The following is a 14,431-nucleotide window of genomic DNA, read 5'->3' on the forward strand; positions in this document are numbered from 1 at the left end:
GTGGAATGCGCCCTATGCTGGGCCGATGACAACGGTGCGCCCCCAAGACCTTGCCGACGACGCGATCGCTCTAGTACGAAACTGGCTAGAGGTTGCAGTGGAGTTGCCTGTCGACGTGTCGGCGGCACGTCTGGCCGGAGTATTGAGCGACCCGAATGGGCTGAAGTTCACTGTCGGATTCGTCGACGGTGTGGTACGTCCCGAGGATCTGCGTTCGGCGGCCAAAACGCTGAACGGCCTCGCGCCGCTGACTCCGGCGTTCCTGCCCGCCCCGATGCGGGCGGCGGTCGCCACCGGTGGCGCACTCGCGCCGAAGATGCCGGGCGTCGTCGTTCCCGTCGCCCGCAAGGTACTGCGCTCGATGGTCGGGCACCTGATTCTCGACGCGTCCGATCGCAAGCTCGGCAAGTCGATCGGCAGGCTGCGCGGTGACGGGGTGCGGCTCAACGTCAACCTGCTCGGCGAGGCGGTGCTCGGTGAGCAGGAGGCGCAGCGCAGGCTGACCGGCACCCACCGGCTGTTGGACCGGTCCGACATTGACTACGTATCCATCAAGGTGTCCTCAGCCGTTGCGCCGCATAATCATTGGGCGTTCGACGCGGCTGTCGCACACATCGTCGACGAGCTGGTGCCGCTGTACGCGAAGGCGGCGTCATCGAGTCCGGCCAAGTTCATCAACCTCGACATGGAGGAGTACAAGGACCTCGACCTGACGCTGGCGGTGTTCACCCGGCTCCTCGACAGGCCCGAGTTCACCGGCCTGTCGGCGGGCATCGTGCTGCAGGCCTACCTGCCAGACGCGCTCGGGGCGATGAGGCGGCTGCAGGAATGGGCCGCGAGGCGGGGCGCCGGCGGTGGTGCGCGGGTCAAGGGGCGCGTGGTCAGGGGCGCCAGCCTGCCGATGGAACTGGTCGACGCCGCCGTCCACGGCTGGCCGGCGGCCACCTGGCACACCAAGTGCGACTCCGACACCAGCTACAAGGCGGTGCTCGACTACGCGCTCACCTCGGAGCGGGTCGCCAACGTGCGGGTGGGTGCGGCCGGCCACAACCTGTTCGACATCGCGCTCGCATGGCTGCTGGCCAAGGCACGCGGAGCGACCGCGGGCCTCGACGTCGAGATGCTGCTGGGCATGGCCACCGCGCAGGCCGAGGCCGTCAAACGCGACGTCGGGTCGCTGCTGCTGTACACGCCGGTGGTGCATCCGGATGAGTTCGACGTGGCGATCAGCTATCTGGTTCGGCGGCTGGAAGAGGGTGCCGGACATGACAATTTCATGTCCGCGGTCTTCAGCCTGTCCGATGATCCGGCGATGTTCGACCGCGAGAAGCAACGCTTCCTCGACTCGCTGGGCAAGCTTGAGTCCATCACCGGCGATGGCGACCCGGCGTCGTACCGCGTACCCGAACCCCATCGGCAACAGAACCGTGCACAGTACGACGACGCGGGTGCCGAGGCGCGGATCGAGGCGAGGGTGGCCGCCGATGCCGAATGGGGCTTCGACAACGCCCCCGACACCGACCCCGACCTGCCCGGAAACCGCAGCTGGGGCCGCGACATCGTCGGGCGCATGGCGTCCTCGACGCTGGGCACCGACCTCGTGGAGGCCGCGCTGATCGAGGACGCCGCAGCGCTCGACGGCGTGATCGAGACGGGTATCGCCGCGGCCGACGGATGGCAGGCGCTCACCGCGCTGGAGCGTGCGCGCATCCTGCACCGGGCGGGCGAGTTGCTCGAAGCCCGACGCGGCGAACTACTCGAGGTGATGGGATCGGAGTGCGGAAAGACCCTCGATCAGGGCGATCCGGAGGTGTCCGAGGCCATCGACTTCGCCCACTATTATGCGATGCTCGGCGTGCAACTCGATCTCGTCGACGGGGCAAAACCGCAGCGGCGCAAGCTGATCGCGGTGATCCCGCCGTGGAACTTCCCGCTCGCCATCCCCGCCGGCGGTGTACTGGCCGGGCTCGCCTCGGGTGGTTCGGTGATCATCAAACCGGCGTCGACGGCGGTCCGTATCGCGGCGCTGATGGTCGAAACACTGTGGGAGGCAGGGGTTCCCCGGGACGTACTGCAATTCGTGCGGTGCACCGACCGGAAGGTGGCCTCCGCGCTGGTCGCCGATCCGCGGGTCGACCGGCTGATTCTCACCGGCGCCTACGAGACCGCGGTCAGTTTCCGCGAGCTGCGGCGCGACCTGCCCATCCTGGCCGAAACCAGCGGCAAGAACGCGATCATCGTGACCCCGTCCGCCGATCTCGATCTCGCGGTCAAGGATGTGGTGGCGTCGGCGTTCGGGCATGCGGGTCAGAAGTGTTCGGCCGCGTCGCTGGTGATCCTGGTCGGCTCGGTGGCCACCTCGCGGCGGTTCCGCGGTCAGCTGCTCGACGCGGTGCGATCGCTGAAGGTCGGTACGCCTGAAGATCTTGAGACCCAGATGGGGCCGAACATCACCGCACCGTCGGGGAAGTTGCTGCGCGGCCTGACCACCTTGAGCCCGGGGGAGAGCTGGCTGGTGGAGCCCGCACCGCTCACCGTCGACAGCCCGCTCGCTCTCGACGCCAAGGGTGGAAACAAGGTGTGGTCGCCCGGCGTACGCGACGGCGTGCGGCGGGGTTCGGAGTATCACCTGACCGAGTACTTCGGCCCCATTCTCGGCGTCATGACCGCCGAAACCCTGGACGAGGCAATCGATATCGTCAACGAGATCGACTATGGGCTAACCAGTGGACTGCATTCGCTCGACCCCGACGAACTCGCACTGTGGCTGGACCGGGTGCAGGCGGGCAACCTGTACGTCAACCGCGGTATCACCGGAGCCATCGTGCGGCGGCAGCCGTTCGGCGGCTGGAAGAAGTCCGCGATCGGCACCGGAACCAAGGCGGGCGGACCCAACTATCTGCACGGCCTGGTCGACTGGGTCGACACCCCGGTAACCGAAACCGGTGGTGCACCAAGGGAATCGGTGCGGACACTCGCCGCAGCGGCGGAGGCCGCCGGGCTCGGCGGTGACGAGCTCGCCTGGCTGCGTGGTGCACTCGGCTCGGATGTGCGCGCCTGGGACGGCGAATTCGGTTGTGCCCGAGACGCTTCCCAGCTCGGGGTGGAACGCAACCTGTTGCGGTACCGGCCGGTGCGGGTGATCGTGAGGGCAGCCGCCGACGCTGCTCTGCAACACACGATCCGCGCGGTCGCCGCCGGCCTCGCCGCCGGGGCGCAGCCCATCCTGAGCACGCCGGTGGTGTTGCCCGGCCCCGTCCAGGACGCACTGACCGGCGCCGGGGTGTCGCTCCTGCACGAGGACGACGCGGCCTGGCGGGAACACTTGGCCCGGCTCGCGAAGCGGGATGGTCCTGACGCCGGTGTCCGGGTGCGGATCGTCGCCGGCGATTCCCGCGCCGACGAGGTGGCCGCGGCGTTCGATGCGACGGGCGGCAAACCCGATATCGCTCTCTACGGTGGTCCGGTCGTCTCGGCCGGCCGCGTCGAAATGCTCCCCCACGTACACGAACAGGCCGTCTGCATCACCGCCCACCGCTTCGGTACCCCCAACGGCCTCTCGGACGGGTTGATCTGATGTTCAGTGGTGGGCACAGGACCCTGGAACAAAACGGACCGGGGTCCTGTTAGGTGTGGTATGAACACGTCAGCTACCTCGTCCCGGCCACCGGTTCTGTTCCTCAGTCACGGCGCGCCGCCGCTCGTCGACAGCGCACTGTGGGTCGATCAGCTGACCCGTCTGGGTGCCGACCTGCCCAGGCCCACCGCCATTCTGGTGATCTCCGCGCACTGGGAGGCGGCGCCGCTGACCATCGGATCCACTGACGTATCGACACCGCTGACGTACGACTTCTGGGGCTTCCCTGAACGGTATTACCGCACGACGTACGACTCGCCCGGCGCGCCGGAACTCGCGGCCCGGGTCGCGGCGATGATGCCCGACGGTGAGCCGATCGCCCACGACCCGAATCGCAGGCTCGACCACGGCGCATATGTGCCGCTGACCGTCATGTATCCCGACGCCGACATCCCGGTCCTGCAGATCTCGCTGCCCACCCTGGATCCGGAACGCCTTCTCGCACTGGGCCGCCGGCTGGCGCCGCTACGCGACGAGGGTGTGCTGATCATCGGTTCCGGATTCACCACCCACGGCCTGCCGTATCTGACCGACCGCACCCCCGACGCCGTCCCACCCGGCTGGTCGGCCGAATTCGACGACTGGGCGCACGGTTGCTTCGACCGCGGCGACGTCGAATCGCTCCTCGACTTCCGGCGCAAGGCGCCCGGAATGCCGTACGCACACCCGACGATCGAGCACTTCTCCCCGCTGTTCGTCTCCCTCGGCGCCTCGGGTGATCCCGAGCAGCCCGCCGGCCAGCCGATCGACGGCTTCTGGATGGGCCTGGCCAAACGCAGCCTCGTCCTGAACTGATCGTCGGCACTCGCCTTACTATCACTTATAGTGCTAAGTGATAGTAAGGCCGTCGGCAATGATCACTTCCGGTGGAGTCCGGCGAGGGGTGGCGATGACTGAAGCAACGACGATCGGCGTGGCGGTCCCGGCCGTCGAATACGAGACGCACCGGTGGCGGCCGTCGCGGCCGGAGCACTACTCGAAGTCCGAGGTCCGTCGGCAAACCGGTGAATACCTGTCGGCGATCACCGCACCGATAGCAAGGTGGCAGCCATCGCTCAGCGGCGAGATCACCGCTGATATCGACGACGCGACACAGGCGCTGATGGCATTCGACCGCCACACTCGCCTTCGTCTCGGCTTGGACAATCCCACGCTCGGGCCGATGGCGGCGATCCTCCTACGAACCGAGAGCGCGTCGAGCAGCCAGATCGAACAACTCACCACCTCGGCGCGGCAACTCGCCCTCGCCGAGATCGGTGAGGGGCGAAAACGGCACGCGCTTACGGTCATCGGAAACGTCCGTGCGATGGAATCGGCGATCGGCCTGTCCGACGATCTGTCCCTCCCGAGCATTCTGAGCATGCACCGAGAACTGCTCAACCACCAACACGGAATGCAAGTACATGCAGGCCGTATTCGTGACCAGCTCGTCTGGATCGGCAATCGGGACTCCGCGGGTCCGTTGGGGGCATCATTCATCGCACCGCAGGCCGACGACGTGCACCCGGCGATGGAAGATCTGGTGAACTTCATGCGCAGAGACGACCTGCCGGTCCTGCTGCAGATCGCCATAGCACACGCCCAGTTCGAGACGATTCACCCGTTCGTCGATGGCAATGGGCGCACGGGACGCGCTCTGGCGCAGGCATTGTTGAGGAACAAGCGCCTCGCAACACACACGACGGTACCCATATCGGCGGGTCTGCTCATCGCCGTCGATCGCTATTTCGAGGCGCTCACCGCATTCCGGTCCGGCGACGCGACACCTATCGTCGCGCGCTTCGCCGATGCCGCGCGCTTTGCCGCGAGTGTGGGTGCGGCGCTGGTGGATTCACTTGTGGACGAGCTGGATCGGTCGTCGGAGCAGATGGTCGGGGTTCGCCGTGACGCCGCTGCCCGGCGCCTGCTTCCGCTGTTGATCGGACAACCGGTGGTGAACGCGGGCTACGTTCAGCAGCACCTGGGTATCAATGCTGCGGCAGCGCAGCGCGCTCTGCGGACCTTGGTCGACAGGGACGTCCTCGCTGAGCGAACCGGGTACGCGCGCAACAGGATCTGGGAGCATTCGGGGATCCTCGACGCGCTGGATTCCTACGCCGAGGACATCAGGAGAAGTAGCCTGCCGCGCTGAGTCAGTCCTCCTTGTGCGGATTCTCCGGTGAGGCGGGTCGTTCCGGTGGTGCGGCGGGTGTGGTGCCGAACTCGCGTTTGGCGACGGCGACTCCAAGCCCGAAGGCGATCGCCACCGGCCATTCGACGGCACCGGTCGCGCCGAGCGCGCCGATCACCCCGTAGACGGCGAGTTGCCGGGGTGGGGGTACGGAAACCTTGCCGATGATCGGCAGGTTGATGGAGAACTTCTGTGCCTCGCGCACCAGTTTGGACACGTCGTGGTGCGTTGCGACGAACTCGCGCACCTCCGATAGGACAGAAGTCCCGTCATCGGTTTCAGGGGTATTCGGATCGGACGGACTCAAGGTAGCCTTACCTCTCATGACGGAGTTCACTCGCGCTATCGGGCACGACACACTGGTCGAGTCCGGCGCCCGGCTGCTGACACCCGCGGTCGAGCATCTGTACGCCGTGCTCGTGCGCGTCGGCGTGCTCAGCATCGACGGGTAGCAGCCGCCGCACCCACGCGGTCAGGTCGTCGTTCTTGCTACCCGCCGACATCACCGCGGCCATGACCTGGTGGAATGCGCCGTCGGGATTCGATTCGAGTTCGTGGAACTTGTCGATCAGCACGTCGACGAGCTGCGGGGTCAGTTTGGACACGCCCGCGGCGATACCGGCCGCCGCGAATGCCTGTCCCCAGCCGATAGGCCCGACAGGGGTGCAGCCGAACATCTGACTGACGCCCGGGGTGGAGATGATCAGGGCCATCACCGCGAGGGTACCCACATTCGTCGCCACCACCAGCGGTCCGTGCGAGTCGGTCAGCGTCTCGATCATCTGCGTCACCACCAGCCCGATCAGGCCGATCGTCGCCGCCCGCGATGCGGTTCCGGTGAATCGGCCGAACGTCCACGCCAGCAGCGCGCCGAGCGAGGTGAACACCGCCCGCACCGCCACCGCACGCCAGATCGTCGACTCGTCGTGCCGGCCGGTGACGTCGGGATCACGTTGCGGGCTGACGGCCAGCGCCGCGGCGGGCAGGGCGTCGGTGAGCATGTTGACCAGCAGCATCTGCCGGGCGTTGAGCGCAGGTTTGCCCGTCAGCACGGTGGTGACCAGGCCGAACGTCACCTCTCCCACGTTGTGGCCGAGCAGTACCGACACCGCCGACTGCACCCGCCGCCACAGCTGCTCCCCCTCATCGAGGGCATCGACGATGGCCTCGATGTCGCCGTCGAGCAGCATCACGTCGGCGGCCATGCGGGCCGGGTCGCTGCCCTGGGATACCACCCCCACCCCGACGGACGCCGCGCGGATCGCGGCGGCGTCGTTGGCGCCGTCGCCGACCATCGCCGTCACCAGGCCCGGTTGCCCCCGGTAGGGGGACTCGAGCGCCTGGACCACCTGCACCTTGTGTTCGGGAGCCATGCGGGCGAACACCCGATGCGTGCGGGTGGCCTCGACACGTTCGGTCGCGTTCAGCAGATCCCACTCGGGACCGGTCATCACCTCGTCGTGATCGACGGCGATCCCGAGTTCGCGGGCCACGACCGCGGCCGTCACCGGGTGGTCGCCAGTGATCAGCCGCACCTGGATGTCGCGGCGCTGCAACTCTTCCAGCAGCGGGCGCGCACCGGAACGCGGGGTGTCCGACAGGCCGATCACACCCAACAGATGCAGCGACTCCCCGCACAGGCCGGCGAAGACGTCGGAGTCCTGTGCGGCCTTGGCGGCCTGCTTGTCGGTGATGATGCGTTCGGCGACGGTCAGTACTCGCAGACCTCGGGTTGCCATCTCCTGCAACGATTCCCGCAGTTCATTGCGGTGTCCCGGTTCCAATGCCGCGGTAAGCGCCTCGGGGGCGCCCTTGACCAGTAGCCGGTTTCCGACAAGCGCCGCGGCGAGGGGACGATCGGACTGGAACGGCAGGAACGCGTCGACGGCCGGATAGTCGACGCCTGCCTGCTCGGCCGCACGGTGGATGGCGGCGTCGGTGGCGTGTTCGACCTTGCCGCTCTTGCTGATTCGCATCGTGGCACCCGCGGCGCGCAGTACCTCGTCGTCGGCGGTGCCGAGCAGGCCGTGGGTCTCGGCAACCTGAAGCCGGTTCTGCGACAGGGTGCCGGTCTTGTCGAAGCAGACGGCGCCGAGCCGGGCGAACGCCTCGATGGCGCGCGGATTACGCACCAGCACAGACGATCCGGTGAGATTTCGGGCCGACGACGACTGCGCCAGCGTCACCACCAGCGGCAGGCCCTCGGGCACCGCGGCCACACCGATACCGACCATTCCGGACGCCGCCTCACGGACCGGTGTGCCCCGCAACAACGACAACAATCCCACCAGTGCACCGCCGGCGAGGCTGAAGGGCAATGCGCGCCGGGTGATCGCGCCGAGCTGCGCGGCCAGCCCCACATCGCCCGAATCGGTCGGGGTCAGCGCCAGCGCCCGGCTGACCTGTGTGGATTCGCCCGATGCGGTCACCACGCCGACGGATTTGCCTGCGACGACGGTACTTCCGGCGAACAACATCCCGGTGCGTTCGGCGAGCGGTGCGCCGGGTGTGTCGGCGCCGTCCTTGCTCACCGGCAGCGATTCACCCGTCAGTGCCGACTCGTCGACTTCGACGGTGTCGGCGTCGATGATGCGGATATCGGCGGGTACCACCTCGCCGGACCGGACCTCCACGATGTCGCCGGGGCGCAGGTCGTCGGCGGGTACCTCGGCGTAACCGTCCGTTCCGGGTTCACCGATCACCTTGCGTGCCAATGGTTCCTGAACGGCAAGCATCTTGTCGAGCAGCTTCTCCGCATGCAGTGACTGGTATGCCGAGATCGCCGTGTTGACCGCGAGCACCCCGGCGACCAGCACAGCGTCGATGGGTGAGCCGAGCAGGGCGCTGGCCGCCGAACCGGTGGCCAGGATCGGGGTGATCGGGTCGGCGAGATCCTCGGCGACAGTGTTCCGGAAATCCCGCAGGGTCTCACCCGTCTCACGGATCGTCTTGCCTGCCAGTCTGATCGGAGCCGACTGGGTCAGTGGCGCGACGAAGGTGGCCGCGGGTTCGGGGTCCTCGGGCCGGGGGAGGAGCCGGAGCACCTCGTCGATCGGAATCGCATGCCAGTCGTGCGACGACTCCGGTATCGGGTCGGCGTCACCGAATGCCTTGGTGCCCAGCGAATATCCCTGCCACAGGCCGAACAGTGCGGTAACGTTGACCGACGTCGGCCCGTGCCCGTGCACGCCGGGGATCAGCATCAGCGAACCGAGCAGCGAGGCCCCCGACGCCAGCGATATCGCCCGTTCCCGTACCTCGCGGGCCCGTGGGATCGTGTGCACCACCCGCCAGGCGGCGTTCAGATCGTCGACGAGGATATCGGCGCCCCACGGGGTGCTGCCCTCGCCGAGGACGCCGATCGTGGTGTGCGAGAGCGCGATCGCATCGCTGCCGTGGCAGCAGACGAGTGCCACCGTGGCACCGTCGTCGTGCAGTGTTCGTACGGCCCGGGCCAGTGCGGCATCGGGATCGGCGTCGGTTGTGGCATCGAGGAGTTCGTCGAAACCCTGTCGCAGCGAATGTAATCCGTCGTCGGCGAGGGAGACGACGCGCAGCCCCGCCCGCCGCGCCTCGGCGAGGAATGCGGTGGCCAGCGGCCGTCGCAGCGGACTCACCAGTACCCGGCCGGGTACGTCTGTGAGGGTGTTCCAGCCTGGTTCGAGCAGCCCCGTCTCCAGGGCCCCGGACTCCAGGGCTGCGGTTGCGGCTCGCCACGCCCGGGCACGACCGTCGCCGGCGACGTCGAGGACGCGGGTGACGGCCAGTTCGTCGGTGAACAGGACGCGCGGATCGATGAGCAGGGTGTCGATGTCGCCCAGGGTGCGCAACGATCGCGGATTCATCACCACCGCGCCACGAGTGTGCAGACCACGACCGAGCGCCGCGCCGAACGACTCCCGCACCGACCGGGCCGGCTTGGGTGCGGCCACCCCGATCGCCTCGGCCGCGGTGAGCGGTGACGACAGCACGCCGAGGATCGCCGCCGCGCCGAGCCCGAGGTCGACGGCGATCTCGTCGGCGCGGCTGCCGGAACGGGCCGATCTGGTAGCCGGTGTCCCGGGGCAGGGGAGTGAGCTGTCCTCGTGGTCGCTGTCGGCCGCCCGTGTTGCGATGCGGCGCCGGGCGCGCCGACCGTCGACGGCTTCGGCGGTGGCCATGGCGTGCGAGGCCGCAGTCACCAGAACGCCCATCGGGGCTCCCACGAGCACCTGCGCGGTCACCTGCGTTCCGGTCAGCACCAGGTCGGTGACCTCAGCGCCGAGCCGGGCCTCGATGAAGCCGCGGACCCGGGGATGATACGAGGCGACGGACACGGGTGCCAGAACGATCCGGGAGATCCGCGGAACCGGCAGCAGTACGGTGACCAGCGACGCGGCCAACCCGGCCGATGCCACGGCGGTTGCGGCCAGACTCGCGGCCACGGCATCGTCGTCGCCGGGCAGGGCGCGGACCCGGCGACGCGGTACGTGTGCCAAGGAACCTGCCGCCGATGCCGCCATGCGGGTGGTGCCGACGAGTGCGTCGCCACCGAGCAGTGCGGCACCGACGGCGAATTTGGACAGGGTGATCGGTGCGCTCAACAGGGACATTCGGGGCGAGCCTCCTAACGAGGCAATCCTTCCCGGGCTGGTGCCGTGCTGTCCTGGGCATTTGGGCCCAGGTGGCCGCCGCGATGGACCCGATACGTGGACGCGGGGACATCCGCGTGGCCGTCGCGGACATCCACCGCGGGTGCCGCGTGAGCCGGGTAACTGCGCAGGTCCACGGCCACTTTTTCGCGGTACACTCAGGGGTCAGTCAACAGTGAGGCGGCATCGATGGCGTACCAGAGCGTGCCCGCGCCGACGAGCGCGGAGATCCGTGGCTGGTGCGACCGGTCGCAGATCCCAGGGGACCGGCCCGAACTGTCGGCCACGGCGGCCTTGCTCATCGCGAGCGGATTCCTGACCCCCACCGGGCGTGCCGTGGTGGTGCGAAGGGTGTCGTCGGGTCTGCCGCTGCCCACCCTGCCGTCGGGATTCGGCGAGCTGAGACGGCTGCAACGGGCAATAGTGCAGGCCGAGAATCAGACCGCCAACCCGATGATGCCCGGTGTGGTGTCGGCGGTGATGCGCAACCGGGTGAACGGTCTGCACCGCAAACGCGAGGAGGCACGCAAGACCGTCGTCGGCGCGAAAGGGGTGTTCGCCGGCAGCACCCGGGCGATCCGGCGCGAACAGCGCGAGAACATCTACCTCGAGATCGACGAGCGCGAACGGCTGTTCGGCGGGCTGTTGTACACGCCCACACCCAACGTCGCCACGAACCGCTCGATGCGGCAGGCCGGTGGTGCGGCCGTCGGCAAGATTGTCGGGCTGGTGGGGCAGGTGGCCTCACGCAGCGGCAACACGCAGGCAGAACAGTGGGCCGACGAGTTGCTCGGCAGTCCACAGGCCGAGGCCGCCACACCCGGCACCGCGTCGTTCCTCGACGGCTACGAGACGGTCCTGTTCCTCGCCGGACACTTCTACGACCGGATCGTCAACAATCCGGCCTGGCGGTCCGACCATTTCGAACTGCAGCGCACCCAGGTGAACCTGCACGCCGAACTCGCCGAGATCTCCTCCGACGTGATCGCGTTGCGGGCGGTGCGGATAGACCTCGACCGCGCCAAGCGGCGCGGCGGCTTCGACAAGGAGTTCGCGCAGCAGATCGACAAGCGCGAGGAAGCATTGCGGCCGGTGTGGAGTGAACTGATCGATCGCGTGCAGGCACTCGGCGGGGTGGCACATGTGGTGGAGTCGGCGGCCATCGAGCTGCAGATCCTCGATGAGTACAACCGGGCCGCGACCATCGATGACCGCATCGACGCCCTCATCTCCCGCTCGGGTGATCGGGAGGTGTCGGTGGACAACTCCAAACGGCTCACCGAACAGGTGCGCAGCGGCGAGGAGAACCTCCGGATCTATCGGGATGTGTTGCAAGGCAATATTTCCCGGCTATCTCCGGTGACCTCCATTCAACTCCCGGAACGATATGAACCCGACCGGTGACCCGCGTTCAGAATCCTGGGATTCGTGCATGAAATCAAAGATATGAATTGTTGAAGGAAACCTCGATGTCCACGCGGAAGACCCCCTGTGAGAATCGGCCGACGGTCGGTAGGATCGGGCGTCGTTCCGGTACACGGGGGGAAACAGTGAAGAAGCTACGAGGCCTGACAGTCCTGGTCAGTGTCGTCGTCATCGCGTTGTTGACCGTTCCCACGGCGGCGCACGCCGACAGGAACCCAGCGGCGCATGCCGCGCGGCAGAAGGTCGCACGCATCACCAATCTGGCCGACATCGGTCCCCTGCGCACCGACCTCTGGGTGTACTCGCCGTCCAATCACAAGAAGATGAAGGTCAACGTCCTGACCCCGGCCAACTCCACCGGCCCCCGATCGGTGGTGTACATGCTCGACGGTGCCGACGCCGGCGCCGATGTCAGCGACTGGATCACCAAAGGCCGCGCGGGCCGGTTCTTCGCCAACAAGAACGTGACCGTCGTGCTGCCGGCAGGCGGCAAGGGCACCTTCTACACCAACTGGCGCAGTCGTGACCCCAACCTCGGTAAACCGCAGTGGGAAACCTTCCTCACCGAAGAACTGCCCCCGCTGATCGACAAGGAGTTCAACGGCACCGGCCGCAACGCCATCGTCGGGCTCTCCATGGGTGGGCAGGCCGCGCTCGCGCTCGCCGCGCGCTTCCCCAAGCTGTACACCGGTGTCGCATCCCTGAGCGGCTGCCCCGAAGTGTACGAGCCCGCCAACCAGGCGTACGTGCACACCACCGTGGCCAATGCCGGCGGCAACGCCATCAATATGTGGGGTCCGCCGCGCTCACCGGCCTGGAAGGCCCACGATCCCGGTACCAGGCTCGATAAGTTGCGCGGCAAGAACATCTACCTGTCGTCGGGGTCGGGTCTGGCCGGCCCGCTGGACCTGATGCGCAAGGTCGACCCCGAGGAAGGAACCCGGCAGTCGGTGACCGCCAGCGCGTCGGCCCTCGAACTCGGTGCGTGGCGCTGCTCCATCAACTTCGCCCTCGAACTGCGCAAGGCGCGTATCCCGTTCACCGACGGCCTGCGCCTCGTCGGCACCCACTACTGGGGCTACTGGGAGCAGGACCTGCCCCGCATGTGGCCCACCATCGCCCAGGGTCTGTAGACACCACCCGTCGCCTTGCGGCTCGTCACACCTCAACCAGCGGTTTTGGCGAATCTCTCCGCGAACGCCAGGAAGGCGTCGTTCTCCTGTGGGGTGGTGACCGTGACGCGTACGCCCGCATCGGCGAACGGGCGGATCACGATCTTGCTGTCGATTGCCTGCGCGGCGAAGTCGACGGCGGACTCGCCCAGGTCGAGCCACACGAAATTGGCCTGCGTATCGGGGACCCGGTAGCCGAGCTCACGCAACCGGGCGGTCACCCGGGTTCGTTCGGCGACGACGGTGTCGGTGCGGGTCAGCAGCTCGTCGTCGGCGGCCAGGCAGGCGATTGCGGCACGCTGCGAGAGCGAGGTGACCGAGAACGGGACGTGCACCTTGCGTAGTGCGGTCACCACCTGCGGGGCGGCGACCGCGTAACCCACACGCAGGCCGGCCAGGCCGTATGCCTTCGAGAAGGTGCGCAGCACCACCAGGTTGGCGAACTCGCGCCGCAACTCGAGTGCGTCGTATGCCTGTGCGGGACCGAGCCGCATGTACTCGAAGTACGCCTCGTCGAGGGCGACCACCACATCCGAGGGCACTTTCTGCAGGAACGTGCGCAGGTCATCGGCATCGACGACGGTGCCGGTCGGATTGTTCGGATTGCACACGAAGATCAGGCGCGTCCGGTCGGTGACGGCCGCGGCCATCGCGTCGAGGTCATAGACGTGGTCGCCGGTCAGCGGCACGGGTACCGGGGTGGCGTGCACCGCACGGGTGGCCAGCGGATAGGTCTCGAACGAGCGCCAGCCGAACACCACCTCGTCACCCGGCTCACACGTGACCAGGATCAGATTCTGGCACAGGATCACCGACCCGCAGCCCACCTGCACCTCGTCCTCGGTCACGCCGAGCTTCTTGGCCAGCGTCGCCGTCAGTTCGACGATCGCGTTGTCGGGGTAGCGATTGACCGATGCGGCGGCGTCGGCGATGGCCTCGACGACGCTCGGCAACGGACCGTCGGTCACCTCGTTACTGGCCAGCTTGATCGCGCCCGGGAAGGTCTTTCCGGGTACGTAGGCGGGCAGGTTGTCGAGATCGGGGCGGATGCGCAAGGTCACGCCCACAACTGTAGGCCGCTGCGGCCGACATGCTGCGCCGACACCCGAATTCCGTGTTGACCAGCCGGTTTGCACCGTCGCGGGCAGTGTGTGTAACCTTTGCTCTCGGCAGTTCGAAAGGACTTCGCCAGGAGGCGTGCCAGAGCGGCCGAATGGGATTCACTGCTAATGAATTGTCCCGCTAAAACGGGACCGGAGGTTCAAATCCTCTCGCCTCCGCCACGTCACGGTCGTAAGACTGCGACGACAACTGAATAGCACGCGCCCGTAGCTCAACGGATAGAGCATCTGACTACGGATCAGAAGGTTTGGGGTTCGAATCCCTACGGGCGCAC

General features: G+C 67.4%; 8 protein-coding genes, 2 tRNA genes and 1 pseudogene. 8 read left to right on the forward strand and 3 right to left on the reverse strand.

What is annotated here, in order from left to right:
• Nucleotides 1-25: 25 nt before the first annotated feature.
• The 3 genes from Q0627_RS13880 (at nucleotide 26) to Q0627_RS13890 (ending at nucleotide 5,768) form a co-directional block, all read left to right on the forward strand.
• A complete protein-coding gene (locus Q0627_RS13880; RefSeq protein WP_298810761.1) occupies nucleotides 26-3,577 on the forward strand; it encodes a bifunctional proline dehydrogenase/L-glutamate gamma-semialdehyde dehydrogenase in 3,552 nt (1,183 codons plus the stop codon).
• Between the two features lie 60 nt (nucleotides 3,578-3,637).
• Nucleotides 3,638-4,432 (forward strand): dioxygenase, encoded by a 795-nt coding sequence (locus Q0627_RS13885; RefSeq protein WP_298810763.1) that lies wholly within the window; start codon nucleotides 3,638-3,640, stop codon nucleotides 4,430-4,432.
• A gap of 94 nt (nucleotides 4,433-4,526) precedes the next feature.
• Nucleotides 4,527-5,768 (forward strand): Fic family protein, encoded by a 1,242-nt coding sequence (locus tag Q0627_RS13890; RefSeq protein WP_291011428.1) that lies wholly within the window; start codon nucleotides 4,527-4,529, stop codon nucleotides 5,766-5,768.
• Between the two features lies 1 nt (nucleotide 5,769).
• Here the strand turns inward: Q0627_RS13890 and Q0627_RS13895 are convergent, their stop codons facing one another.
• Nucleotides 5,770-6,054, reverse strand: a complete 285-nt coding sequence (locus tag Q0627_RS13895; RefSeq protein ID WP_291011430.1) for a hypothetical protein — start codon at nucleotides 6,052-6,054, stop codon at nucleotides 5,770-5,772.
• Between Q0627_RS13895 and Q0627_RS22505 the strand changes: the two are divergent.
• A pseudogene (locus Q0627_RS22505) lies at nucleotides 5,987-6,211 on the forward strand (hypothetical protein); the annotation flags it as partial. The gene Q0627_RS13895 and the pseudogene Q0627_RS22505 sit on opposite strands and share 68 nt — an antisense overlap.
• On the opposite strand, the gene Q0627_RS13900 reads toward Q0627_RS22505, so the two are convergent.
• Nucleotides 6,122-10,399, reverse strand: coding sequence for a cation-translocating P-type ATPase (locus tag Q0627_RS13900; RefSeq protein ID WP_298810766.1), 4,278 nt, complete (start codon nucleotides 10,397-10,399; stop codon nucleotides 6,122-6,124). The pseudogene Q0627_RS22505 and the gene Q0627_RS13900 sit on opposite strands and share 90 nt — an antisense overlap.
• Before the next feature lie 228 nt (nucleotides 10,400-10,627).
• Between Q0627_RS13900 and Q0627_RS13905 the strand changes: the two genes are divergently transcribed.
• Together Q0627_RS13905 and Q0627_RS13910 are read left to right on the forward strand one after the other, a co-directional pair.
• Nucleotides 10,628-11,842 carry a hypothetical protein gene (locus tag Q0627_RS13905; protein ID WP_291011434.1) on the forward strand — a complete coding sequence of 405 codons (1,215 nt, stop codon included), beginning with the start codon at nucleotides 10,628-10,630 and terminating at the stop codon, nucleotides 11,840-11,842.
• 191 nt (nucleotides 11,843-12,033) lie between these two features.
• On the forward strand, nucleotides 12,034-12,996 hold the full coding sequence (locus tag Q0627_RS13910; protein ID WP_291011439.1) for an alpha/beta hydrolase family protein: 963 nt from the start codon (nucleotides 12,034-12,036) through the stop codon (nucleotides 12,994-12,996).
• Between the two features lie 32 nt (nucleotides 12,997-13,028).
• Here the strand turns inward: Q0627_RS13910 and hisC are convergent, their stop codons facing one another.
• The gene (gene hisC / locus Q0627_RS13915; protein WP_298810769.1) at nucleotides 13,029-14,096 is read right to left on the reverse strand and encodes a histidinol-phosphate transaminase; all 1,068 of its coding nucleotides are present in this window, start codon (nucleotides 14,094-14,096) and stop codon (nucleotides 13,029-13,031) included.
• Nucleotides 14,097-14,226: 130 nt separating this feature from the next.
• On the opposite strand from hisC, the gene Q0627_RS13920 reads away from it, so the two are divergent.
• Together Q0627_RS13920 and Q0627_RS13925 are read left to right on the forward strand one after the other, a co-directional pair.
• Nucleotides 14,227-14,318 (forward strand) — tRNA-Ser (locus tag Q0627_RS13920).
• 39 nt (nucleotides 14,319-14,357) lie between these two features.
• Nucleotides 14,358-14,430 (forward strand) — tRNA-Arg (locus tag Q0627_RS13925).
• Nucleotide 14,431: the final 1 nt, after the last annotated feature.

Origin of the sequence: uncultured Gordonia sp. (genome assembly GCF_937858515.1) — a bacterium.
Taxonomy (GTDB): Bacteria; Actinomycetota; Actinomycetes; order Mycobacteriales; family Mycobacteriaceae; genus Gordonia.

Bases quoted from the DNA above. Each gene is read 5' to 3' on its own strand.
- Q0627_RS13900 (WP_298810766.1), bottom strand. From the start codon at position 10,399: ATGTCCCTGTTGAGCGCACCGATCACCCTGTCCAAATTCGCCGTCGGT.
- Q0627_RS13890 (WP_291011428.1), top strand. From the start codon at position 4,527: ATGACTGAAGCAACGACGATCGGCGTGGCGGTCCCGGCCGTCGAATAC.
- Q0627_RS13885 (WP_298810763.1), top strand. From the start codon at position 3,638: ATGAACACGTCAGCTACCTCGTCCCGGCCACCGGTTCTGTTCCTCAGT.
- Q0627_RS13905 (WP_291011434.1), top strand. From the start codon at position 10,628: ATGGCGTACCAGAGCGTGCCCGCGCCGACGAGCGCGGAGATCCGTGGC.
- Q0627_RS13880 (WP_298810761.1), top strand. From the start codon at position 26: ATGACAACGGTGCGCCCCCAAGACCTTGCCGACGACGCGATCGCTCTA.